Genomic DNA, 22390 nt, shown 5'->3' with positions numbered 1-22390 from the left:
CTTCTTTCGGTTGACCTAACAGACACTATGGCAGAACTCGAAATCAACAATCTCCACGCGGAAGTCGCAGAAGAGGGCGGTGAGACCATCCTTCGCGGTGTGAACCTCGAAGTCGAGTCCGGCGAGATCCACGCGCTGATGGGACCGAACGGCTCCGGGAAGTCGACGACGGCGAAGATCATCGCCGGCCACCCGGCCTACGAGGTCACGGACGGCGAGGTCCTCATCCACCTCGAGGACGACGAGTTCGGCGAGGACTTCGAGATCCCTGAGGACCTGCGGACGTGGGACCTGCTGGACCTCGAACCGAACGAGCGCGCGGCGCTCGGCATCTTCCTCGGCTTCCAGTACCCCGCCGAGATCGAGGGCGTCACGATGGTGAACTTCCTCCGCACGGCGCTCAACGCCAAGCTCGAAGAGCGCGAGGAGCTCTTCGAGGACGACGACGAGGCCGACGAGGACGAAGAGGAGGAGGCCGGCTACGACACCTCCCCGATGGAGGGAGACGTCGAAGAGGGCGAGGTCGGCGTCGCCGAGTTCCAGGAGATCCTCCAGGAGAAGATGGAGCAACTCGACATGGACGAGAAGTTCGCCTCCCGCTATCTGAACGCCGGCTTCTCCGGCGGGGAGAAGAAGCAGAACGAAGTGCTGCAGGCCGCCATCCTCGAACCCTCGATCGCCGTGCTCGACGAGATCGACTCCGGCCTGGACATCGACCGCCTGCAGGACGTCTCGAACGGCATCAACGCGCTGCGCGACGAGCAGGGCACCGGGATCCTCCAGATCACCCACTACCAACGTATCCTCGACTACGTCGAGCCCGACCACGTTCACGTCATGATCGACGGCGAGATCGCCAAGTCCGGCGGTCCCGAACTGGCCGAGCAGCTCGAAGACGAGGGATACGACTGGGTTCGCGAGGAAGTTTACGAGGCCGCGTAACACCCTTCCGTCCACGACACCAACACCGAAACACAACAATGAGTTCAGATCAAGACCATCTCAAAGAGACCGACACCGAGGCTCGCTTCGAGTTCAAGAAGGAGGAGAACGCCGCCTTCGAGACCGAGAAGGGCCTCACCGAGGAGACCGTCCGGGTCATCTCGGAAGACAAAGACGAGCCCGAGTGGATGCTCGAGCGCCGCCTGCGCGCGCTGGAGCAGTTCCAGCAGATGCCCATGCCGGAAGGCTGGCCGGGCGCGCCCGACCTCTCGGAGGTAGACATCGAGGACATCGTCCCGTACATCCGCCCCGACATCGAGACGCGCGGCGGGGCCGAGTCCTGGGAGGACCTCCCCGAGGAGATCCAGGACACCTTCGACAAACTGGGCATCCCGGAGGCCGAGAAGAACGCCCTCTCGGGCGTCGGCGCGCAGTACGAGTCCGAGATCGTCTACCAGAACATGCAGGAGCGCTGGGAGGAGAAGGGCGTCATCTTCTGTGACATGGACAAGGCGGTCCAGGAGCACGAAGACCTCGTCAAGGACCACTTCATGACGAAGTGCGTCCCCCCGAGCGACAACAAGTTCGCGGCGCTCCACGGCGCCGTCTGGTCCGGCGGGTCGTTCGTCTACATCCCCGAGGACACGACCGTCGAGATGCCCGTGCAGGCGTACTTCCGGATGAACTCCGAGGGGATGGGCCAGTTCGAGCACACGCTCATCATCGCCGAGGAGAACTCCGAGGTCCACTACATCGAGGGCTGTTCCGCCCCGAAGTACTCCGCGTTCAACCTCCACTCCGGCGGCGTCGAAGTGTTCGTCGGCGAGAACGCTCACGTCCAGTACTCGACCGTGCAGAACTGGTCGAAGAACACCTACAACCTCAACACCAAGCGCGCCATCTGCGAGGCCGACGGCACGATGGAGTGGGTCTCCGGCAGCATGGGATCGAAGGCCACGATGCTGTACCCCTCCACCGTCCTCAAGGGCCCCGGCGCGACGGACAACCACATCACCATCGCCATGGCCGGCGAGGGACAGGACATCGACACCGGCGCGAAGGTCTACCACAACGCGCCCGAGACGAAGTCCACCATCGAGTCCAAGTCCATCGCGAAGGACGGCGGCCGCACGAACTACCGCGGGCTCGTCCACATCGCCGACGGCGCGGAGGACTCCTCCACGTCCGTCGAGTGTGACGCGCTGATGTTCGACAACGACTCCACCTCCGACACGATGCCGTACATGGAGATCCAGGAGTCGAAAGTCGACGTCGCCCACGAGGCGACCGTCGGCAAGATCGGCGACGAGGACGTCTTCTACCTCCAGTCGCGCGGACTGGACGACGACGACGCCAAGCAGATGATCGTCGCCGGGTTCATCGAACCCATCACGGAGGAACTGCCCATCGAGTACGCGGTCGAACTCAACCGCCTCATCGAACTGGAGATGGAGGGCTCGCTCGGATAACCATGAGCACGCAGGTACACGCGGATCTCACAGAGAGCCAAGTCGAACAGATATCGTCGGACTTAGACGAGCCGGAGTGGCTCCTGGAGACGCGCAAAGAGGCGCTGTCGGCGCTCGACGACCTCGAGATGCCCGACGTCATCCAGACGCCCGGCCGCAAGTGGACGAACCTCGACGCGCTCGACTACGAGTCGCTCGTCGACCCGTTGGACTACGCACAGGACAAGGACCGTATCGACGCCGAGGGCGTCGACGTCCTCTCGTGGTCCGAGGCGCTCTCCGAGCACGGCGACCTGATCGAGGACCACTTCGGCTCGGTCGTCGACCCCCAGCGAGACTACCTCACGGCGCTGTCGACGGCGCTGTTCTCGGCCGGGACCGTCGTCTACGTCCCCGAGGGCGTCGACGCCGAGGACGTGAAGATCCGGACGACGATGAACAGCCAGTCGCTGTTCAACTACACGCTCGTCGTCGCCGAGGAGTCCGCCTCGGTCACGATCCTCGAACGCCAGGAGAACGGCGATACCGTCGAGGGTAACCAGTACTACTCCGGCGTCGTCGAGGCGTCCGTCGGCGAGAACGCCTACGTCCAGTACGGCACGCTCCAGAACCTCTCTCAGGGGACCTACAACTATCAGGTCAAGCGCGGCCACGCCGACACCTACGGCACGCTCGACTGGATCGACGGCAACATCGGCTCCCGACTGACGAAGAGTAACGTCGAGACGCGCCTGCTCGGCGACTCCTCGGAGTCCCAGATCGTCGGCGCGTTCTTCGGCCACGACGACCAGCACTTCGACATCGCCAGCCGCGTCTGGCACGAGGCCGAGCACACGGTCGCCGACCTCGTCACGCGCGGCGTCTTAGACGACGAGGCGCGCTCGGTCTACGAGGGCGTCCAAGACGTCGGCAAAGAGGCGTGGGACACCTCCTCGTACCAGCGCGAGAACACGCTGATGCTCTCCGACGAGTCCGAGGCCGACGCCTCGCCGAAGCTCATCATCAACAACCACGACACCGAGGCCTCCCACTCCGCGACGGTGGGCCAGGTCGACGAAGAGGACATGTTCTACATGACCTCCCGCGGTGTCCACCCCGAGGCGGCGAAGAACATGCTCGTCGAGGGCTTCTTCGTCCCCGTCCTCGACGAGGTCGAGGTCGACGAGCTCCGCGACGACCTGGATCAGCTCATCTACGAGCGTCTTCGGGAGTAGCGAGGTCGCGCAGCGACCTCGGTTTCACGAGCGGGGAACACAGTGACCCGCGAGTAATCACCGGATTACTCTCGAAGACGCCATCAGAGCGAGCTCTGATGAGCCTACGAGAGTAAACGGCGACCTACTCCTTCCGAAGCCGCGGAATTCTACGCTTCTCGTCTCCTGCCACCGTCAGCCGCGGCTACGCCGACCGCGTCCGCGGGCGGCCGAGACGTAGCCAGCAGTATTCGTAGCCGCCGAGCTCGATGCTCACCGTGTCGCTGTCTAGCGAGTACTCGCCGGGGCCGAGCAGGTGCGTGACGACGTCGTCTGGAGCGTCCAAGTTGACCGTCGTCGGCTCGCTGCCGACGTTGTGGGCCGTCAGCAGCGTCGTCTCGCCCCAGTCGCTCCGGTGGAGGAAGACGGCGGGGTCCTCGGTCTCGACGACGGACTGCTCGCCGCGGGAGAGCTCCGGGCAGGCCTTCCGAGTGGCGATGATCTCGCGGACGTGGGCCAGCAGCGAATCGGGCTCGCCGCTCTGAGCGGCGACGTTGACCGATTCGGGACCGTACTCTCCCTCGACGACCGGCCTGAAAAGCGTCTCCGCGTCGCCGGTCGAGAACCCGCCAGTGGGGTCGTCGGTCCACTGGATGGGCGTCCGGACGGCGTCACGGCCCGGCAGCGACAGCTCGTCGCCCATCCCGATCTCGTCGCCGGCGACGATGATCGGCGTCCCCGGGAGCGCGAAACAGAGGCTGGTCGCACAGGCGATTCGGTCGGGGTCGCCGTCCAAGAGCGGGGCCAGCCGGCGGCGGACGCCGCGACCGTAGAGCCGGGTGTCGGGGTCGGCACCGATGCGCTCGAACGCGCGGTCGAACTCCTGCCGAGGGAGCGGCCCGAGGTTCAACTCGTCGAAGTTCCGCAGGAAGTTCGCCCACTGGCCGTGCTCCGCGACCTCGTCGTAGTCGGGTAGCCGGTCGAAGGCCTCGCCGAGGTGATCGGCGTTCTCGTCGACGAGCGCCCAGACGAGGTGGGCGTTCGAGACGAAGCTCAAGAGCAGGTCGAACTCGTCGCCGGTTCCGAAGTAGCGCTTCAGTTCGGCGGGTTCGTCGTCGGCCTCGGCCAGCAGGACCGTCTCCTCGTCGACGTCGCCGACGGTGCTCTTCATCCGTCTGAACAGCGAGTGCGGGTCGTCGATGCTGACCGGTTCGGCCCCCTTCGGCCCGATCATCGGGGTCGCGGCGTCCACGCGGAACCCGTCGAGGCCCTGTTCGGTCCAGAACCGGAGGACGCGCTCTATCTCGTCTTGCACCGCGGGGTTCGAGACGTTCAGGTCGGGCTGGAAGTGGTAGAACTGGTGGTAGTAGTGCGCGTCGGCGGCCTCGTCGTAGGTCCAGACGCCGTCTTCCTCGCCAGGGAAGATGTTCTGCACGTCGGGTGCGCTCTCGGGGTCGTCAGTCCAGAGGTAGTAGTCCCGATACTCCTCGTCGCCGTCGCGGGCGCGCTGGAACCACGGGTGATCCGTCGAGGTGTGGTTGAACACCATGTCGGCGAGCACGCGCATCCCGCGGTCGTGGGCCTCGTCGAGGAACCGTCGGAAGTCTCCCATCGTCCCGAGGCGCTCGTCGATGCCGTAGTAGTCGGCGACGTCGTAGCCGTTGTCCCGCCACGGGCTGGGATAGAAGGGCAACAGCCAGAGACAGGTCACTCCGAGGTCGTCGAGGTAGTCGAGTCTGTCGCGCAGACCGACGAAGTCGCCGATGCCGTCCCCGTTCCCGTCGGCGAACGTCTTCACGTCGAGCGAGTAGATGACCGCGTCGCGGTACCACTGGGGGTGGTCAGTCATTGCTGGTCACTTCCCACGTGTTCTCCCGCGCGGCTAAAAGTACCGGCGCGCCGAACCCGACAGGGAACGGCTTAAGTTTCACCCTCTCCGACGTTTCCACATGACTGCATCGCCACGTCCGGGGGTGACGCCGTGAGTCTGACCCAGCCGGTCGCATCGGACCACCAGCTCGCGCGGCTGCTCCAGATCGGCATCGTCCTCGAGGAGGTCGTCGAGGCCCGCGCCTCGAAACACGCCGAGGAGTCCGGCGAGACGCTCGACCCGGCGATCGGCGAGCTGCTCGACCACGCCGCCGCGGAGTCCGCCGACCACCGCCGCCGCCTCGAAGCGCTCGTCGACGACCTCGAAGCCGAGACGGTCGCCTTCGAGGAGATACAGACGCTCGTCGAGGCCCAGTACGAGAGCGACGAGGACTTCGACGGCATTCTCTACGACCAGCTCTGCAACGAGGAGACCGCCTACAAGTTCTACGACGACCTCATCGAGGCGATCGAGGCCTCTGAGGTATCGTTCAACGTCGACCGCGACCGACTGCTGGACGTCCTGCGAACCATCCGCGAGGAGGAGGCCGAGGGGGCCGAGGAAGTGACCACACTCATGGAGGAACGACGATGAACACCCAGGCGCAGTATCTGAAAGCCATCTACCTCACCCAACAGCAAGAGGACGGTCCCGCCTCCACAGGCGCGATCGCGGATCTGCTGGACGTGAGCCCGGCGAGCGCCAACGAGATGATCGGCAAGCTCGAAGAGCGCGGTCTCTTAGAGCACGAGAAGTACAAGGGGGTCGACCTGACCGACGAGGGGATCCAGCAGGCCCGCGACGCCCTCCAGAACTACTGCATCATCGAGCGGTTCCTCGTCGAGGTGCTGGAAGTCGAGGAGTTCCGCACCGAGGCCAAGCAGTTAGAGGGCGTCATCGACGAGACGGTGGCCGAACGCCTCGACACCATCATCGACCGCGAACCGCAGTGTCCCGACTGCTTCAACGCCGACGACGACGTCTGCGAACTGCTCGAAACCGAGGCCGAAGCCGTCAGCGACTGAGTCTCGAAGCGTTCAAGTGTCCTCCGTCGGTTGGTCTATCTGAAGTCCCGTGGTGGTCAGCGATCTCGCAGAGATTGCGAATCTCACGGACGAGTAGTGAAGTCCCGTGGTGTAGCGGCCAATCATAAGGGCCTTTGGAGCCCTTGACGGCGGTTCGAATCCGCCCGGGACTATCCTGCGACGATCGAACGCGAGGAGCGGATAGTCTATCGGAGTCGTAACCCAGGGAGTGAAGCGTCGGCGAGACGGCCGCGACTCGAATCCGCCCGGAGCGCCACTCAAAACGGCACAAATCGCTCTTCCGAAGAGTATACTGGCGGTAATCCCGACCGACGAGCGATCGTGCGAAGAAGTGGTATGCCACTGACGGCATCCTATGAAGATCAGGCGATCGGCTGGAATCGTTCGGCACACCGGCTTCCCCCTGCGTTTACCGTAGTAGAGTGTGGTACTAGCCGGAGTTCCGGGCTGCGTACGTACTCCCCACGACGATCGGTGCAGTTTGAGAAGGTTTATATCGCCGTCAGAAACGTCGTTCAAATATGAGTGTCTCAGTGATTTGCCGACCGATAGGAGGATACTGATGGCGTGGCAAGATATCATATTCTTGACTGGTGCCGCCATCACGGTCGGCGTGCTCTACCCGACGCTCAGCAACAAGTCGGCCAGCGTCCCGTGGGCGACGAGCATCCCCGCCGCCGCTCTGAAGGTGGTCTTCGGCGTCACGTTCCTGTCGATGGATATGCTGCTCTCCGCGATGGGAATGCTCGTCGCGGCGGGGATGTGGGGACTCATCGCGTTCTTCCGCCATCCCGCTGTCAGAAATCCCGTCACCTGAGGGTCGTATGGGGTCTATGACGGCGGCAGATCTCGTTGCAGGCTTCGAGTGTGTTATCCGATCATCGTAACGGGCGGCGCTGCGTGTCTCGCGATCGACGCCGAGACGCCGCGAATTCGCGGGCGGACACCCGTCGGTTGGTGGTCCGCGATGACGATACGATCGACCGCTTCGGCATCGGTATACGAGCGAATCTCCTCGACGACGTCGCCCGATCTGACGATGAGTTCGATATCTGTCCCGTACCCGTCTGCGATTTGGCAGGCGCGAGTGAACACCTGCTCCGCCCGTTTTCGTTGCGCTCGGTTGAACGAGCTCCCGTCGGGAACCAGTTCATCTTCCAACCCACCATCGCGGTCGGGGATCAGGTAATCTTCGACTTCGCGCCGTCCGAACAGTCCCAACGGGTCACTCGACTCGGTCACGTGGATGACTGATATTCTCGCCTCGGGGTACTCCTCCAGGGCGAACACCAGCGCTCGTTCCGAGCGCTCGGTGTTTCCCATGGGGACCAGCACGTGACGGACCCGGACCATGACTACGCTAATCAGCAGTCCCATAAAAAATGTATGGCGAGCGAGCGGGATCCGACGCGGAAGTCGCTCGGGACCTACCCCGATCCGCCGTCGTCGCCCGCTCAGAGGTACGCGGCGTCCCAGCGCAGCGGTTTTCGGACGTTCCCGCAGCCGTCGCACTCGATGCGGCCCATCGAGTCCATCGCGTTGGCGAGGGTGTTGCAGTTGCTACAGAAGTAGCCGTATCGGTCCTCGGCGTCCTCGCCGCCGTAGACGACGTGGAACGGCGCGATCGAGCCCCGCTCGTGGTTGTCGTGGTCGACGTAGACGGTTCGACCTTCGTCCGTCTCCATGGGCTCGCGGCCCCACCGCTCGCTCTCCGTGTAGAGGTTCTCGACGTAGGTTTGGCCGGCGATGTCGATCTCCTCCGAGCCGGCGCGTTCGAAGCCCTGCTCCTCGTAGAACGTGTTGCCGTCGACGTTGTCGTCTAGGACGCGTCCCTGGAGGTGCGTCGCGCCGAGCTCGCGGAGTTGCTCGCGGGTCCGCTCGAACAGCGACGCGGCGTTCCCGACGCCGCGATGGGCCGGGTCGACGTGCAACCACAGGAGCGTCCCGGTGTTGTCGGCCGCGAGGACGCTCTCGGAGAAACCCACGATCTGCCCGTCGTCGTCGGCGACCAGGAGGAGCCGGTCCCCGTCAGCCAGCGTCGCCTCGAGCTGCTCCTCGTCGTACCACTCCTCGATGGCGCTGGTGATCGCCTGCGGTCCCAGCGAGTACGACGCTTGCAGCGACCGTCGCGCGACGTCTCTGATTGCCGGTCCATCGGCTGGCGAAGCCGGTCGAACGTTCATGCACGGTTAATCGTAGGGAACCGGTATAAACGTACATACCGTTGCCGAGTATCTCCACGTCGACGGACGTATCTCCCTGAAAAATGTAACTGTTCATCCTCACGAGAAGCGCAGGCATATGGACGAACGAACAAATATCGGGCGCGCAAGTACTCGTATAGGCGGTTTAGATATGCACTGCTCGAGCGTAATTGCTGTTGCCGGCCGGAAGCGTTCGCCCGGTCACTTGCCGAGACTGCCCGTAAGCGTACCCGCGGACCGGTGGATTGCCCCGGTTGGCTCACGTCTCACCGTTCGCTCGCTCGACCGCCGGGCTCTGTTTCGGCAATTTTCGGCCCGTTCTGCGTGATTTCACGCCTGTCAGTCCCGTGAACGCCGGGATGCGTCTTGTCGTAACGCTAAAGAGTCGAACGCACCTTCTTATCCGTAAGATGAATATCGGAACCTATCGCCGGAGGTGGTGGTGTGGGCGTCGAGATTAAGGAGTCACCCGTCTCAGACGCGGAATTCGACGCGATGCGAACGTTCGTTCACGACTACCTCGCTGCCAGTGTCGAGAACGAGGAGGAGGGCGGCCGGATGCGCTGGTACCCGTGGCACTCCGCGGAGTACCGGTTCAACCACATCCTCAACGTGGTCGACATCGCGACCGAGATCGCCCGGAAGGAAGGAGCGAACGTGGACGTGACGCGCGTCGCGGCACTCTTTCACGACATCGCGAAGCTAGAGGTCGAACAGGACGTCCACGCCGAGGCCGGCGCTCGCATCGCACGCGAGTACCTCTCCGCACACGGTGACTACCCCGAGTCGTTCGTCGAGCAGGTGTGTCGCGCCATCGAGGACCACTCCTATCAGGGGGACCTCTCGAACCTCCCCCTGGAGACGCAGTGTCTCATCGAGGCGGACATCCTCGATAAGGTCGGTGCCAACGGCGCTGCGCTTATGCTCCTCCGGATGGGGTACGAGTCGAGAACGCACATGGACGCCGCCGAGATGGTCGACCGCGTCATCGAGCGCGGCGAGGACGCCGAGGACCGCGTTCGGAGCGACACGGCCGAGTCTATCGTCCACCAGCGGCTCAAGCGCGCGCGCTGGTTCCAAGAGTGGCTCGAAGCCGAAGTCACCGAGATGAACACGGAGGAGAGTCTAGACGACGTCGCGACCGGGATGGGCGACTCCTGAAGCAGGACGAGCGGTCTCGTCAGGGTAACAGCGCCGAGCCGGCCCACGCGAGGGCCGGCCCGAGCGCCTGTGCGAGAAAGACCGCGCCCGAGACGGCGAGCACCGCCGCACTCGCCCACGCGATCGCCGGCGCGAGCCGTTCGACGCGCTCGCGCGCGGCGACGATCGCCGCCGGAAACCCGGTGATCCAGCAGACGATTCCCCCGAACAGCCCCGCCAGCAACACGGGGTGGCCGGTTCGGACGACGAACAGCCCGGCGGCCTCGCGACCGACCAGCGGGAGCGACGACAGCACGTCGAGCGTCCCGGGGCGCAAGAGCCCGACGCCGACGGTGAGCCAGAACACCACCTGATACGGGTTCGTGAGCGCCAGCACCAGCGCCTTTCGGAACCCGCGGCTCGCGTCGCCGTCGCTCTCCGCGTCGACTGACGAGAGGGCGTTCGCGTCCTGTATCGCGCCGTAGGCGAACCACAGCATCAGGAGTCCGCCCGCGGCGACCATGGCTTGCCGCAGTCCGGGTAGTTCCGTGACGACGGTGGCGACGCCAGCAAGCGAGAGGACGAAGAAGCACGCGTCGGCGGTCATCGCTCCGAGCCCGGCGAACAGCCCGGCGCGCCAGCCTCGGAGGGCGCTCTCCTCCGCGATGACGGCGTTCATCGGGCCGGGCGGGGCCGCCAGCGCGAGGCCGAAGACGACGCCGCCGATCGCCGTCGAGAGCAGCGTTCCGATCGAGAGCGCGGCCGGCTGTGTCGAGAGGAGCCAGTGATGCATCTATAGGGCGTGAAAACGGAGAGAGAATCGCGGAGCGCTTACAGCTTGCCAGCCTTCTGCAGCTTCATCAGGTCCTCGGTGTCGAGCGTCTCGCCTTCCTTGAACTTCTGGTAGATCTCCTCGGCTTCCTCGCGCGCGGCTTCCTGCTTCTCCTCGCGCTGGGACCGCTCTTCCTGCTCTTCCTTCTTGTCGAGTTCGCGCAGGCGCTTCTGGACGCGGACGAAGTCCTCGTGGTGCTGGTCGGCCGCTTCCTGGGCCTCGACGAACTCCTCGTGCTTCTCGTCGGCCTCGTCGCGGATCTCGTCGGCCTCGCGGTAGGCCTCGATCATCTTGTTGTGGTGTTTCTGGGCCTCGTCCGCGAGTTCCGTGACCTTCTGGTGGTGCTTCGAAGCCTCCGAGCGGACCTCCTCGGCCTCCTCCTTGAGCCCTTCGAGGTCACCGCTCTCGTCGAGTTTCTCCTGCTTGGTCTGGAGCTTCTCGCGCTTGGTCTCGATCTTCTCGATGAGCTCCTTCTCGTCCTCCGAGGAGAGGACTTCCGTCTGCTGCTTGAACTCTAAGTCTTCGATCTCGTCCTTGAGCTCGTCGACGGACTTGCCCTCGTCGAGTTCGAGGTCGTTCTTGACGTTGTCGACCTTGTCGAACAGCTCGTTGGCCTCGGCGTTGAGCTCGTTGCGCTTGTCCTTGTGCTCCTGGACCTGCTCGTTGAGCTCGTCGCGCTTCTCGCGGTGTTCCTGGGCCTCGTCGACCTTCTCGCGGGTCTTCGCGTTCAGGTCGTCGCGGCTGGAGGCCCGCTCGGAGGCCATCTGGTTCAGCTCGTTGCGCCGGTCGCGGAGCTGGCCGGCGAGTTTGATGAGCTCGCCTTTGGATTTGTTTTCGAGATCCTCTTCGGTTACTGTGACGTTCTTTGATTCGTCTATCGAGTCTACCATTGTTGAAACCTCTATGCCATCACCGCTCTCGCACAGACAGGCCCGTCGCTGTTGAGGGGCTGGCACCAATAACAAGGGTTCCCTCTCATGTTGGGCACGACGCGATACTGCCTGAACGCGTGAGCGTTCTGGTACCCGCTAGTACCGGGGGATATTGTTTAAATATTCCGGTGCACCGAATACCGTGGCGACCCCTCACACACCCGTCTACGGGCGAGTGAAGGATTAACACGCTTCTGAGATAGCTTAAATATTGTGGCCGATGGCGTACTCGTTTTTCACCACGTTCTCGCCGACGGCGACGGCCAGCGTGAGTTCGTCGCCCTCGGCGAGCGTCACCGACCCGACGGTGACGCGGCCGAACGCTTCGATGGTCTGTTCCTCCTGTGTCCGCTCGCCGTTGTGGTCCCACTCGACGGTGATCGCCGTCTCCGTCGGCCGGTCGTGGACCACGCAGACGTCGCTCTCGCCCGGCGTCGGATCGGTCAGGACGGCCTGCGTCGGCTGGTAGCTGTCGGTCAGCGTCCCGTAGGCGGGCTTCTCGCTCCCGTTCGACCGAAGCACGCCCATGCCGGCGTCGGCGGCGTCTCTGAGGCTATCCAGAATCGTCACGTCGCTCCCGCGCCGGCGGAGCTGTTCGGCCACCGCTTGCACGACGCGCGCCTGCGTGGCCTGCGAAGTCGCCGCGTCCCCGCCGAGGTGGGCGTCGTCGTGGACGGTGTGGTCGAACGCCGCGGGGACGGCGTCTCTGTCCTCGGCGCTTCCGTCGGTCCCCAGCGAGCCCGCCCCGAACCCGGCGACGACGCTCCCGACGCCGTAGTGGTCACAGAGCCACGCGCAGTCGGCCGCTGCGCCGTACTGCCAGCCGGGGTACAGCGTGACCGCGTCCGGGTCGATGCCGGGCGGCCCCATCACGGGGAAGGTCGGCACGCCGTCGACGGCGTCGGCGACGGTCCGGGCGGCCGCGTCGTCGTAGCTCGCCCGCCACGCGCGGAAGCGAAAGCGCAGGCGGTCCAGCAACCCGGAGCCGAGGCCGTCGGCGTACGGCTCGACCGGTTCGTCGTGGACGCCGACGGCGGCGAGACTCGGGTGATGGCCGTTGCTCCGAACGAGGTGGTCCGCCAGCGCTCGCCCGCGGTCGGCGTCGAACTCGCCGGGACCGGAGAGCGGCAGGTCGGCCCAGAGGAGGACGCCGTGTTCGTCGCACGCGTCGGCGACCGCCGGGGGCACGCCCTGCGCGCGAACGCGGACGAGGTTCGCGTTGGCCGCGGCCGCCCGTCTGACGTCCTCGGGCGTCGGGTCGAGCAGCGCGACGCCTCTGGCCGGCAGGCGTTCGCCGTTGACGCGGAGTTCGTCGCCGTAGGAGACCGAACGGAGGCCAGTCGTCACGCTCGCGGTCGCGCCGTCGAGTTTCGTCCGAACGGTGTACCGCGGCTGTGCGCCCCGGTCGTGGGGCCACCACAGCGCCGGGTCGCGCACGTCGACGGTGTACTGGACCGTCGTCGCTCCCGGCTCGGCGGCGACGCGCGTCCGGTCCATCGCACCGCCGCCGCGAGCGTTCCCCTCGGGGCGAAACGAGAGCGTGAGCCGGTCGTCGATCGCCTCGTTCGTGACGACGTCCGCGGTGACGTCGACGGCGGCGCTGTCGACGCTCCCGTCCGCGACCGCGACTCGCGGCCGCGCCCGCACCGCGCTCACGTACGGGTCGGGATGGGTCTGCAGGTCGGCCGCCCACCAGACGCCCGGGACGCACCGCTCTTCGGGGAGTATCGCGGTCCCGTGGAGGCCGCCGAAGTGGTCTTCGGGGGCGCGGCACTCGACGACGATCCGGTACTCGTCGGCCTCCGGTAACTGGACGCGAAGCGGCGCGAGGTAGGCGTCGTGCTCGGCCAATCGCTCGCCGTTACACCAGACGCGCGTGTGAGCGTACGTCCCGCGCAGCTCCAAGACCGCGTGGACGTCGTCGCCCTCGCGCGGGTCCGAGAAGGAAGTCTCGTAGGCCACGGCGTCGGCCCCGGCGAACCGTGACGGTCGGCCCGGCACCGTCACTGCGTCCCACTCGTCCGGTTCCGGCATCCCGTCGGTCGGCGCTACCGCCGCGCCGCGCCACTCCAGCGACATACCGAATCGCCCGTCCCCCGGAGGGATATCCTTTTCTCCGCTCGCCGTTCCTGACGGTAAAACGACAGCGTTCGCGGCCGCCGCGGCGAAATCGGCGGTTCCGCTCGTATACCACGCTGCCGTCCGTTACTTTCACTTTCACTCCGGGGACGGCTCAGGTTAAGGTGGCTTCGGTTCCTCTTATCTATCATGTTCAGCGAACTGGACGAGGCGACCACGCCGACCTGTGACGCCACGGACTGCGACTGGCCGCTCGGCGACCCCGCGCTCGTCTTCGAGACGCCAGCGGGCCGCCGCGAGGCCCACGAATGCGCGTGCGGTGCGGTGACGGTCACCGTCGTCCGCCCGGATTCGTCTCACTGAAGTGCGGCGGCGGGCTACCGAGGCGCATGCCCCACGAAGTCGTCGTCCGCGCGCAGGGCCACGAACACGTCTCCGCCGAGCACGCGAGCACGCTCGAAGTGACCAGCGACGACTTCCTCACGCCCGCTGGCGATTGCATCCTCGGTATCGAGGCCGACACCGTCCCCGCCGACTTCGACGAGGCGTTCGTCTCGGCGTGCCAGGACGGAGACGCGGCGATCACGGCCACCCTGGAAGCCGACGGCCACAGCGTCACTGTCACGGGGTCGGGCCACCCCGAGCTGACCTTCGAGGACGAGCGGAGCCACGTCCTGCGGACGAGCGACTACGTCGACGACCGGACGGTGATGGTCCACGCGGACGCGGCGGCGGGCGACGTGGACCGCGACCTCATTGCCGCGCTGGCCGACGGCGCGGACCTGACGCTGACTCTGTCTGTCGATCCCGCCTGAACTGTTTCTGCTTTACCGCGTCTTCTCGCGAAACGCCGCCGCGTAGTCCTCGAAGAACGCCCGGACGCTCCGCGGTTCTTGGCCGAGGACTCGGTAGACGTCGTCCGTCACTCGACCGGCGAGGCCGAGGCGCGCCGTGGTGTAGATCCCCGACATGACGAGCGCGAACGCGAGCGGTCGGCCGCGTCGCACCTCTCGGAGGACGAACGACGGGAGCGATGGGTCAGTGTATTCGACCGGGTGACCCAGCACGTCTTCGGCGATAGCGGCGACCTCGTCGTACGTGAGCGCGTCCGGCCCAGTTAGATCGTACGCCGCGTTCTCGTGACCCGACTCGGTGAGAGCGACGGCGGCGACGGCTCCCACGTCGCGGGCGTCGACGAAACTCGTCTCGCCGTCGCCGGCCGGCACCGGGATCTCGCCGCGCGCGAACGCGTCGCCGTGGACCTCGAGGAGGTTCTGCGTGAAGAACGAGGGTCGGAGATGCGTGTAGGACAGCCCCGACGACTCGACGTGCCGTTCGATCCGGCGGTGTGGCAACAGCGGGTTCCGGTCAGCTCCGAGCACCGAGAGGACGACGCAGTGTTCGGCGTCGACGCGAGCCGCCGCGTCGACGAACTCCCGGGCCCGCCCGACCTGTGACATCTCCGGCGGCCGAAGCAGGAAGACGGCGTCAACCCCCTCCAGCGCGGCCCCCCACGTCTCGGGTTTCCCGAAGTCGAAGGCGACCCACTCGTCTGCGGAACCGTCGCCCGGTGGACTCCTCGTCGCCGCGCGGACGACGGCGTCTCGCTCGGCCAGTTCGTCGCGGAGCGCCGACCCGACGGTACCGGTCGCGCCGGTCACGAGAATCGTTCGCGTCATACGCCCTCGTTACGCGCCCCGGGTGAAGGGGTTTTGCCGCTTGCGCCCGTCGTCCGAGTATGGCCGATCGGGAACCCGAACAGAATATCAGCGGGGGCGCGGCGGGCGGCGGCCGGGAGGCGACCTTCGACCCGGAGACGGCCGGCACACGGGCCGAAGCCGTCGTCGACCGCCTCGGCGAACTGTATTGGACAAAGACCTACGGCGGCCGCGACGCCTTCGAGTGTCTGGTCCGCACGATCCTCAGCCAGAACACCTCCGACGTGGCGAGCCAACCCGCTCACGACGCGCTGATGGAGCGGTACGGTGGCGACGGACCGGCGAACACGGGCGACTTAGCGGACGCACTCGCCGAAGCGGATCAGCGGGAACTCGCCGAGACCATCTCCTCGGCCGGGCTCTACAACCAGAAGTCCGAGCGCATGATCGCGCTGGCCGACGAGATCCGAGACGAGTTCGGCGGCGCGGCCGGCTTCGACGAGTTCGTCAGAGGGGGCGACCCGAGCGAGGTCCGGGACCGGCTGCTGGAGATGAACGGCGTCGGGCCGAAGACCGCCGACTGCGTCCTCCTCTTCGCCGGCGGGCGCGGCGGCGTCTTTCCCGTCGATACGCACGTCCACCGCATCGCCCGGCGGATGGGCCTCGCGCCCGCCGACGCGGACCACGAGGATGTCCGCGCAGCGCTCGAGGAGGCGGTGCCGGCCGAGAAGTGCGGCTTCGGCCACACGGCGATGATCCAGTTCGGTCGGGAGTACTGCACGGCGCGCAAGCCGGCGTGCTTAGACGACCCCGACGCCTGCCCGCTGGCGGACGTCTGCGATCAGGTCGGCGTTTACCCCGAGAGCGGCGAGGTCGTCGACCCGGCCGAAGCGATGGACTGAGTCCGCGAGGGGGAGCGGACGGGAACCCGAACTCAGCGGCGGTGGCCCCAGCGCTCGCCGTCCTCGGCGTAGCGGGCCGAGACGATGCGGTTGAACTGGTCGTCGGAGAGCGAGACGTCCGTCGCGCCGACGTTCTCCTCCAGTTGATCGACGGTGCGCGCGCCGACGATGGGGACGCAGGTGAAGTCGGGCTGCTCGATGAGCCAGCGGAGCGCGACCTGCGCGGGCGTCGCGTCCAGCTCGTCGGCGACGGCGCGGACCTCGTCTAAGACGTGCCAGCCGCGCTCGGAGAGGTAGTACTCGTCGAAGCGATCGTCGAGCGAGCCGCGCGAGCCCTCCGGCCCCTCGAAGGCCGTCGGGTCGTCGTCGTCCGTGCGCTCGTACTTCCCAGTGAGGAAGCCGCCGGCGAGCGGCGAGTAGGGACAGACGGCCATCTCCTGGTCGGCACAGACGTCGAGGTAGTCCTTCACGTCGTCGCGGTAGCCCGCGTGGAACAGCGGTTGCGTGACCTCGAAGCGCTCGAAGTCCTCGACGTCGGACTTCCAGAGCGCCTTCGTCAGCTGCCAGGCGGCCATCGTCGACGCGCCGAGGTGGTTGACCTTCCCCTTCCTGACGAGGGTATCGAGCGTCGAGAGCGTCTCCTCGACGTCCGCTTCCTCGTCCCAGCGGTGGATGTAGTAGAGGTCGAGATAGTCCGTGCCGAGGCGGTCCAGCGTCCCCTCGATCTGATTTCGGATGTGCTTGCGGCCCAGTCCCGAGTCGTTCGGACCGGGTTCGCCCCAGCCGTCGAAGGGGAAGTAGACCTTCGACGCGAGGACGAAGTCCGAGCGGTCGTGGTCCTCCAGCCACTCGCCGATGAACTCCTCGCTCGTCCCGTGGGGCGAGCCGTAGACGTTCGCGGTGTCGATGAAGTTGACGCCGCGCTCCCACGCCGCGTCGAGCAGCTCGTGGGCCTCCTCTCGCTCCGTCTCGACGACGCCGCCGGTCTCCCGACCGAAGCGCCACGTTCCGAAGCAGAGCTCAGAGACCTTCGTCCCGGTCGACCCGAGTCGTGTGTACTCCATGCACGGGCCAATGTAGCGGACGGCTAAAACGCTGATGCGCCCGGCAAGCCGCGAGATTCATCCCCGCTGCCACCACGCGAGGCCGACGGACGCGACGACGAGCGAGAAGGCCATCAGCGCGAGGTTCGGGATGGAGAAGCCGACGACGCGGTACACCACCGCCGAGCAACTCACCGCGCCCAGTCCGCAGGAGGACTGGCTCACCTGGAGCCAGGAGTGATAGGCGGAGATGCTCCCGCCGAGGACGGCGAGCGGGAGGACCGTCCGCGCGACCTCGGCCCGGCGCTCGAACGCGGCGACGCCGAGCACCACCACGAGCGGGTACATCAAGATTCGCTGATACCAGCAGAGCCGACACGGCGTCAGGCCGACGCCCAGCGAGAAGTAGAGGCTCCCCGCGGTCGCGACGGCGGCGACGAGCGTCGCGAAGCCGAGCAACTGTCGCGTGCCGAGCGGGACCGTTCTGGAGGGCTGACTCACAGCCTCTCTACCGCACCGCTCCGGAAAAAGCGTTCCGTGCGGCGTGCGTTCCCACACCGCACGGAGCGCTGCTGTCGGCCTCGCCAGTGGTTTAATTGCTGGCGAACGCCGTCAGAACTTCGTTCTGACGAGCCTTCGTTCGCTCCGCTCACGAAGACGGGGAAGGGCAGGCGGAGACGGAAGAGCATCCGGCGGCGAAGCCGCCGGTTCGCCGTCAGAGCAGAGCGCTGACGAGCCTGCCGTCGCTACGCTCCGGCAGACCCCGGAAACGCGCCTTCGGCGCGTCTTCCGGCCTTTTTAGCGTAGATTTTTGCGAGTGGGGGGTGCCCACAGGCCGCAAAGCGGCCGAGGACACCCCCCGAAGCAAAAAGGTACTATTTGAACCGGAACGTCTCTAAGTTCTCCGGCGCGAACGTCCGCAGGTTGTAGTCGTGGTACAGCGACGAGGAGAGGTCCTGCGTGGCGGACTCGTCGCCGTGGACACAGAGGACCTTCTCGGGACGGGGGTGCATCGTCTTCACGAAGTTCTCAAGCCCCTGCCGGTCGGCGTGGCCGGAGAAGCCGTCGATGGTCTCGACGTTCATCTCCAGCGGGACGCTGTCGCCGCCGCCGACGGGGACCTTGCGCTGGCCGTTTTGGATGCGCCTGCCGAGCGTGTTCTTCGCCTGATAGTCGACGAGCGTGAGCGTCGAGTCGGCGTCGCCGGCGAGGTGTTCGAGCCAGGACCGGCTCGGGCCGGGGGTGAGCATCCCCGGCGCGGCGAGGACGACGCTGGCCTCGTCGCGGTCGGCGATCTCCTCGCGGTCCTCGCCGTCGATGGGGGTGAACTGGTCGGCGAGGAACGGGTTCCGGTCGGCGTCGTGGATGCGCTCCTGCACCTCGTCGCGGAGGTACTCGGGGTAGGTGGTGTGGACCGCCGTGGACTCCCAGATCATGCCGTCGAGATACACCGGCATCTCGGGGACCTCGTCGCGGCGCATCGCCTCTTCGAGGACGACCATGAGCTCCTGTGCGCGGCCGACGGCGTGAGTCGGGACGAGGACGGTCCCCTCCCGGTCGGCGGCGTTCTGAACGACCTGCTTGAGCTTTCTCTCGGAGTCGTCCTGGTCGGTCTGGTAGTCGTTGCGACCGCCGTAGGTCGATTCGAGGACGAGCGTCTCGACGCGGGGGAACTCGTTGACCGCGCCGTCGAACAGGCGGGTGCTGTCGTAGTGGATGTCCCCGGAGAAGGCGACGTTGTAGAGGCCGTCGCCGATGTGGAAGTGGACCACCGAGGAGCCGAGCACGTGGCCGGCGCTGTGGAGCGTGAGCTTCACGTCCGGCGCGATGTCGGTCACGTCGCCGTACTCCAGCGTGATGCAGTGCTTGACCGCTTCGCGGACCATGTCGGTGCCGTACGGTCGCTTGCCGCCGTTCTCGTCGGTCCGGCCGATGTAATCCAGCGTCAGCAGGCCGAGTAAGTCCCGCGTCGGTTCGGTGCAGTACACCGGCCCGTCGTAGCCGTGGTCGAACAGTAGCGGGACCAGCGCCGCGTGTTCGGGGTGGGCGTGCGTGAGGACGACGGCGTCGAGCGAGGACGCCCCGGAACCGATGGCCTCGGGCACGTCCAGATACGGCTTCTCCGTCCGCTCGCCGGGCTTGTCGCCGCAGTCGACGAGGATGCGCGTGTCGGCCGTCGAGATGATGTAGGCGGCGCGGCCCACCTCGCGGCAGCCGCCGAGCGTGGTGATGCGGACCCACTCGTCGCTGGACATCGGCTCGCGGTGAATCTGCCGGCCGACCCGCTCCAAGATGTCCCGCCGGTCGTCGCGTTCCTGCGTGAGGAAACTGCGGACGTTGGCTACGGTGGGCGACTCGATGGGCGGCGTGCGGACCACGTCGGGCGTCCAGCCAACGGCCTTGGTGATCTCCCGGAGCGTCTCGCCGCCGCGACCGATGACGCGGCCGGGCTTCTCGGCCTTGATGACGACTTCGCCGGTGTCGGCCAGGAACTGGATGTCGGTGACGCCGGCCTCGTCGGGGACGATGTCCCGGATCTGCTCCTCGGCCGTGTCGGGCGTCGTGAGAACGTCCGGGTCGGGCCGGACGGTGATGCGCTTCCGGAGCTTCGACGCCAGTCGCCGGACGAGGTCGCCGTCCGAGGCGAACTCCTTCGGGTCGCGCGTGTAGATTACCAGTTCCGGTCCCTCGTAGGTGACCTCGGAGATGGAGATGTAGTTCGGGACCTCTTCGTCGATCGTTGCTCGTACGTCTTCGAGTTGCTTGTCTACCGTGCTCATAGTGTAGAACGAGTGGGCGGCCTGCTGGCGGTGTCGACACCGTCGGCAGATCCGGACCGAGCGTGTGATACGGTCATACAGTTATCCCTGATTCGGCGAGTGAACTCCAGGCGAAACTGCCCGGAAAACCGAGTGTACCCGACTGTAGCCCGCTCGAAATATTAAAGACTTCGCACTGAACCCGAGCGGGCGACGCCGCTGCCGGCTCGCTCAGGCCGTCCGTAGCGCCTCGGCCGCCCGCTCGCTGGCTTTCGGCGCGGCCCGCGCCAGCGCCGCGGCGACGACATAGGACGAGACCGGGTCGGTCAGCCGCGCGGGGCTGACCTCGCCGCTGAGACGGCTGCTCTCCCAGTCCGCGCTCCAGACGCGGCCGGCGGCGTCGGTGAGGACGGTTCGAGTCAACCCCGGTTCGGCGCTGTCGGCCAGCGTCGAGGTGATTGCGTCCACGGCGGTCTGTCGGTACCGGCGGACGTCGGCGGCGCTCTCGACGGCGAACCGTTCGCCCGACTCGACGCGCTCCAGTACGCTGTCCAGCGCGGCGAACGCGGCGAGTCGTCCCGTGGCGTCGAGAACGGCGTCGGCCGGTCCGGCGGCGTCGGCGACGCGCTTCGCTCCGTAGTCGGCGTCGCTCCGGAGTTCGTGAACGGCTCGCTCTCGGACGCCCCAGTCGTCGGCGGTCGGTTCCGGTGGGAGGCCCTCTCGGCGCGAGCGAACGTCGGCGAGCAGCGCCTCCGCCGCGCGGCGCAGTTGTCCCTCGACGGTCCCGGCGTCCGCGGAGAGCGAGGCCGCGAACTGCGAATCGAGGTGGCGAGCGTCGGCGAGCAGCGCCCGCGCCGTCTCGACCTCCTCGGCCCACTCGGCGACGGTCAGGAGCCCGCCGCCGTCGGCTTCCGTATGCGGGGGTTCGTCGTCGGTCGCACGGCGCAGCAACTCCTCGATGCGGGCGTGGACCAGCGCCGCCCTGACGGGGTCGCTCCCCCGGTACTCTCGGGACGACTCGAACGTCCGCGCCTCGCCGACGGCGTTTTGCCGGGCCGTCCGAAGGCCGTCGAGCGACTGCGTCCCGGCGGCGAACCGCCAGCCGCCGGCGGCGTAGCGGGCGCGTTCGCGGCTCCGCCGGAGTTCTGTCATCGCTGCGAGGTCGGTCTGCGCGCGCCGCGCCTCGTCGAGCGAGTCGGTCGCGTCGTCGGCCGCGCCGAGCAACCGCCCCCGGACGTGCCCGTTCGGGATCTCGTCCGGGCCGAGCGGCGTCGGCAACTCGGCCAGCAGCGAGGTGGCGCGGTCGCGGGCGGCCGCGAGGTGATCGCTGTCGATGGCGACGGGCACGGCAGACGCGACCAGTCGGCCGTCCTCGTCCGGGTCGACCGCCGGCAGCTCGTGGCTCCGTATCTCCGTCCCCTCGGACCCGGTGAGGTCGCCGATACCGCCACAGCCGGCGAGCGCGCCCGCGCTGACTGCACCGATCCCGGCGAGCATCCCGCGTCGGCTCAGGCGGTCTCCGGCGGGCATCACTGCTCGCCTCCCGTCGGCGTCGCGGGCGGCTCGATCGGCGTCTCGCTGCCGTCTGCCGTCGCCGTCTCGCTGTCGCCGTCGTCCTCGGACGAGCCGAACTCGGCCCGCGCCCGTCGGTTCCCACAGCTCCCGGCTCCGACAGAGGAGCCGTAGCCGCTCACTTCCTCGGCGTCGAGGGCGGCCGGAATCCTGATGAAACGCACCGCGAAGACTTTCTCGCCGTCCTCACAGCGGTCGTCGTAGGGGCGGACGACCCGCCCGTAGTCGGTCCGGACCTCGTCGGGGCTCCACGAGACGCTACAGAGTTCGAGGCGGAAGCACTCCTCGACCAGCTGGCTCTCGACGTAGACCGTCTCGCTGTCGAAATCCGTCGCCTCGAAGAACGCCGGGATCCGGTCCGGGTCCGGTACGTCGGCGACCGAGACGCGCCCGGCGCGGTCGGCGGAGTCGACCAGCCCGTGCGTTCGGAAGTACCCGTACCCACCGTGCTCCGCGGGGGTCGGTCGCCCGCCGTCCTCGCGGTCGGGGTCGTCGAACCAGACCGGCGGGCGGTCGGTATCGACCCGCAGCGCGAGGGAAGCGGGGTCCGATTCGCTGCCGGCGAAGTCTCCGCGGCTCGATTCGCCGCTCTCGCCGGCGGTCGGGGTCGGCTGTGACCGCGTCGAGCTATCGCTCCCGCTGAGAAGTTCGCCGCATCCCGATAAGGCGGCCGCGATGCCCGCGGCTCCGTGGAGGACGCGTCGGCGTGTCGGAGGGACCATCGTCTCAGCGTCGCTCGCCCACCGGAA

At 66.9% G+C, this 22390-nt stretch carries 22 protein-coding genes and 1 tRNA gene; 11 read left to right on the top strand and 12 right to left on the bottom strand.

Annotated features, from left to right (window positions below):
* The first annotated feature begins 27 nt into the window (after window positions 1-27).
* The 3 genes from GO488_RS05420 to sufD are packed head-to-tail and all read left to right on the top strand — an operon-like array spanning window position 28 to window position 3625.
* The gene (locus GO488_RS05420) at window positions 28-942 is read left to right on the top strand and encodes an ABC transporter ATP-binding protein (RefSeq protein WP_162316770.1); all 915 of its coding nucleotides are present in this window, start codon (window positions 28-30) and stop codon (window positions 940-942) included.
* Window positions 943-980: 38 nt separating this feature from the next.
* Window positions 981-2411 (top strand): Fe-S cluster assembly protein SufB, encoded by a 1431-nt coding sequence (sufB, locus tag GO488_RS05415; protein ID WP_162316769.1) that lies wholly within the window; start codon window positions 981-983, stop codon window positions 2409-2411.
* Window positions 2412-2413: 2 nt separating this feature from the next.
* The gene (gene sufD / locus GO488_RS05410) at window positions 2414-3625 is read left to right on the top strand and encodes a Fe-S cluster assembly protein SufD (RefSeq protein WP_162316768.1); all 1212 of its coding nucleotides are present in this window, start codon (window positions 2414-2416) and stop codon (window positions 3623-3625) included.
* A 184-nt stretch (window positions 3626-3809) separates the two neighbouring features.
* Here sufD and GO488_RS05405 read toward each other — a convergent pair whose 3' ends face one another.
* On the bottom strand, window positions 3810-5453 hold the full coding sequence (locus GO488_RS05405) for an alpha-amylase family protein (protein ID WP_162316767.1): 1644 nt from the start codon (window positions 5451-5453) through the stop codon (window positions 3810-3812).
* Window positions 5454-5585: 132 nt separating this feature from the next.
* Here GO488_RS05405 and GO488_RS05400 point away from each other — a divergent pair, with 132 nt between their 5' ends.
* From GO488_RS05400 to GO488_RS05385, 4 genes are all read left to right on the top strand, one after another.
* Window positions 5586-6068 carry a ferritin-like domain-containing protein gene (locus GO488_RS05400; RefSeq protein ID WP_162316766.1) on the top strand — a complete coding sequence of 161 codons (483 nt, stop codon included), beginning with the start codon at window positions 5586-5588 and terminating at the stop codon, window positions 6066-6068.
* Window positions 6065-6499, top strand: a complete 435-nt coding sequence (locus GO488_RS05395) for a metal-dependent transcriptional regulator (protein ID WP_162316765.1) — start codon at window positions 6065-6067, stop codon at window positions 6497-6499. The genes GO488_RS05400 and GO488_RS05395 overlap by 4 nt, the downstream gene beginning before the upstream one ends.
* 100 nt (window positions 6500-6599) lie before the next feature.
* Window positions 6600-6672, top strand: a tRNA-Gln gene (locus tag GO488_RS05390).
* Window positions 6673-7082: 410 nt separating this feature from the next.
* Window positions 7083-7337, top strand: coding sequence for a hypothetical protein (locus GO488_RS05385; protein WP_162316764.1), 255 nt, complete (start codon window positions 7083-7085; stop codon window positions 7335-7337).
* Between the two features lie 53 nt (window positions 7338-7390).
* Here GO488_RS05385 and GO488_RS05380 read toward each other — a convergent pair whose 3' ends face one another.
* Window positions 7391-7873 (bottom strand): universal stress protein, encoded by a 483-nt coding sequence (locus GO488_RS05380; RefSeq protein WP_162316763.1) that lies wholly within the window; start codon window positions 7871-7873, stop codon window positions 7391-7393.
* A 101-nt stretch (window positions 7874-7974) separates the two neighbouring features.
* Window positions 7975-8703, bottom strand: coding sequence for a GNAT family N-acetyltransferase (locus GO488_RS05375; protein WP_162316762.1), 729 nt, complete (start codon window positions 8701-8703; stop codon window positions 7975-7977).
* Between the two features lie 465 nt (window positions 8704-9168).
* Between GO488_RS05375 and GO488_RS05370 the strand changes: the two genes are divergently transcribed.
* A complete protein-coding gene (locus tag GO488_RS05370; protein ID WP_162316761.1) occupies window positions 9169-9885 on the top strand; it encodes an HD domain-containing protein in 717 nt (238 codons plus the stop codon).
* 19 nt (window positions 9886-9904) lie between these two features.
* On the opposite strand, the gene GO488_RS05365 is transcribed toward GO488_RS05370, so the two are convergent.
* The 3 genes from GO488_RS05365 to GO488_RS05355 form a co-directional block, all read right to left on the bottom strand.
* A complete protein-coding gene (locus tag GO488_RS05365; protein WP_162316760.1) occupies window positions 9905-10657 on the bottom strand; it encodes a LysE family translocator in 753 nt (250 codons plus the stop codon).
* Between the two features lie 38 nt (window positions 10658-10695).
* On the bottom strand, window positions 10696-11586 hold the full coding sequence (locus GO488_RS05360) for a coiled-coil protein (RefSeq protein ID WP_162316759.1): 891 nt from the start codon (window positions 11584-11586) through the stop codon (window positions 10696-10698).
* 246 nt (window positions 11587-11832) lie between these two features.
* Complete coding sequence (locus tag GO488_RS05355; RefSeq protein WP_162316758.1) at window positions 11833-13707, bottom strand: glycoside hydrolase family 2 protein; 1875 nt, start codon at window positions 13705-13707, stop codon at window positions 11833-11835.
* A gap of 189 nt (window positions 13708-13896) precedes the next feature.
* On the opposite strand from GO488_RS05355, the gene GO488_RS19615 reads away from it, so the two are divergent.
* Window positions 13897-14070, top strand: a complete 174-nt coding sequence (locus tag GO488_RS19615; RefSeq protein ID WP_164509619.1) for a hypothetical protein — start codon at window positions 13897-13899, stop codon at window positions 14068-14070.
* Between the two features lie 26 nt (window positions 14071-14096).
* Entirely contained in the window at window positions 14097-14522 is a 426-nt protein-coding gene (locus GO488_RS05350; protein WP_162316757.1) for a DUF371 domain-containing protein, read from the top strand.
* Window positions 14523-14534: 12 nt separating this feature from the next.
* Here GO488_RS05350 and GO488_RS05345 read toward each other — a convergent pair whose 3' ends face one another.
* A complete protein-coding gene (locus GO488_RS05345) occupies window positions 14535-15386 on the bottom strand; it encodes an SDR family oxidoreductase (RefSeq protein ID WP_162316756.1) in 852 nt (283 codons plus the stop codon).
* A gap of 59 nt (window positions 15387-15445) precedes the next feature.
* On the opposite strand from GO488_RS05345, the gene GO488_RS05340 reads away from it, so the two are divergent.
* Entirely contained in the window at window positions 15446-16267 is an 822-nt protein-coding gene (locus GO488_RS05340) for an endonuclease III domain-containing protein (protein ID WP_162316755.1), read from the top strand.
* 32 nt (window positions 16268-16299) lie between these two features.
* On the opposite strand, the gene GO488_RS05335 is transcribed toward GO488_RS05340, so the two are convergent.
* The 5 genes from GO488_RS05335 to GO488_RS05315 all read right to left on the bottom strand — a co-directional run bounded on the left by GO488_RS05335 (window position 16300) and on the right by GO488_RS05315 (window position 22363).
* Window positions 16300-17331, bottom strand: a complete 1032-nt coding sequence (locus GO488_RS05335; RefSeq protein ID WP_162316754.1) for an aldo/keto reductase — start codon at window positions 17329-17331, stop codon at window positions 16300-16302.
* Window positions 17332-17388: 57 nt separating this feature from the next.
* Entirely contained in the window at window positions 17389-17811 is a 423-nt protein-coding gene (locus tag GO488_RS05330) for a disulfide bond formation protein B (RefSeq protein ID WP_174242482.1), read from the bottom strand.
* A gap of 374 nt (window positions 17812-18185) precedes the next feature.
* Complete coding sequence (locus GO488_RS05325) at window positions 18186-20090, bottom strand: beta-CASP ribonuclease aCPSF1 (RefSeq protein WP_162316753.1); 1905 nt, start codon at window positions 20088-20090, stop codon at window positions 18186-18188.
* Between the two features lie 210 nt (window positions 20091-20300).
* Window positions 20301-21599 carry a hypothetical protein gene (locus tag GO488_RS05320; protein ID WP_162316752.1) on the bottom strand — a complete coding sequence of 433 codons (1299 nt, stop codon included), beginning with the start codon at window positions 21597-21599 and terminating at the stop codon, window positions 20301-20303.
* Entirely contained in the window at window positions 21599-22363 is a 765-nt protein-coding gene (locus GO488_RS05315; RefSeq protein ID WP_162316751.1) for a hypothetical protein, read from the bottom strand. Before GO488_RS05315 ends, GO488_RS05320 begins: the two co-directional genes overlap by 1 nt.
* Window positions 22364-22390 lie beyond the last annotated feature (27 nt).

Source organism: Haloarcula limicola, from assembly GCF_010119205.1.
In the GTDB taxonomy this organism is placed as follows: domain Archaea; phylum Halobacteriota; class Halobacteria; order Halobacteriales; family Haloarculaceae; genus Haloarcula; species Haloarcula limicola.
The sequence above is the reverse complement of the archived record's forward strand: the minus strand, read 5'-3'. Positions and strand labels throughout refer to the sequence as shown.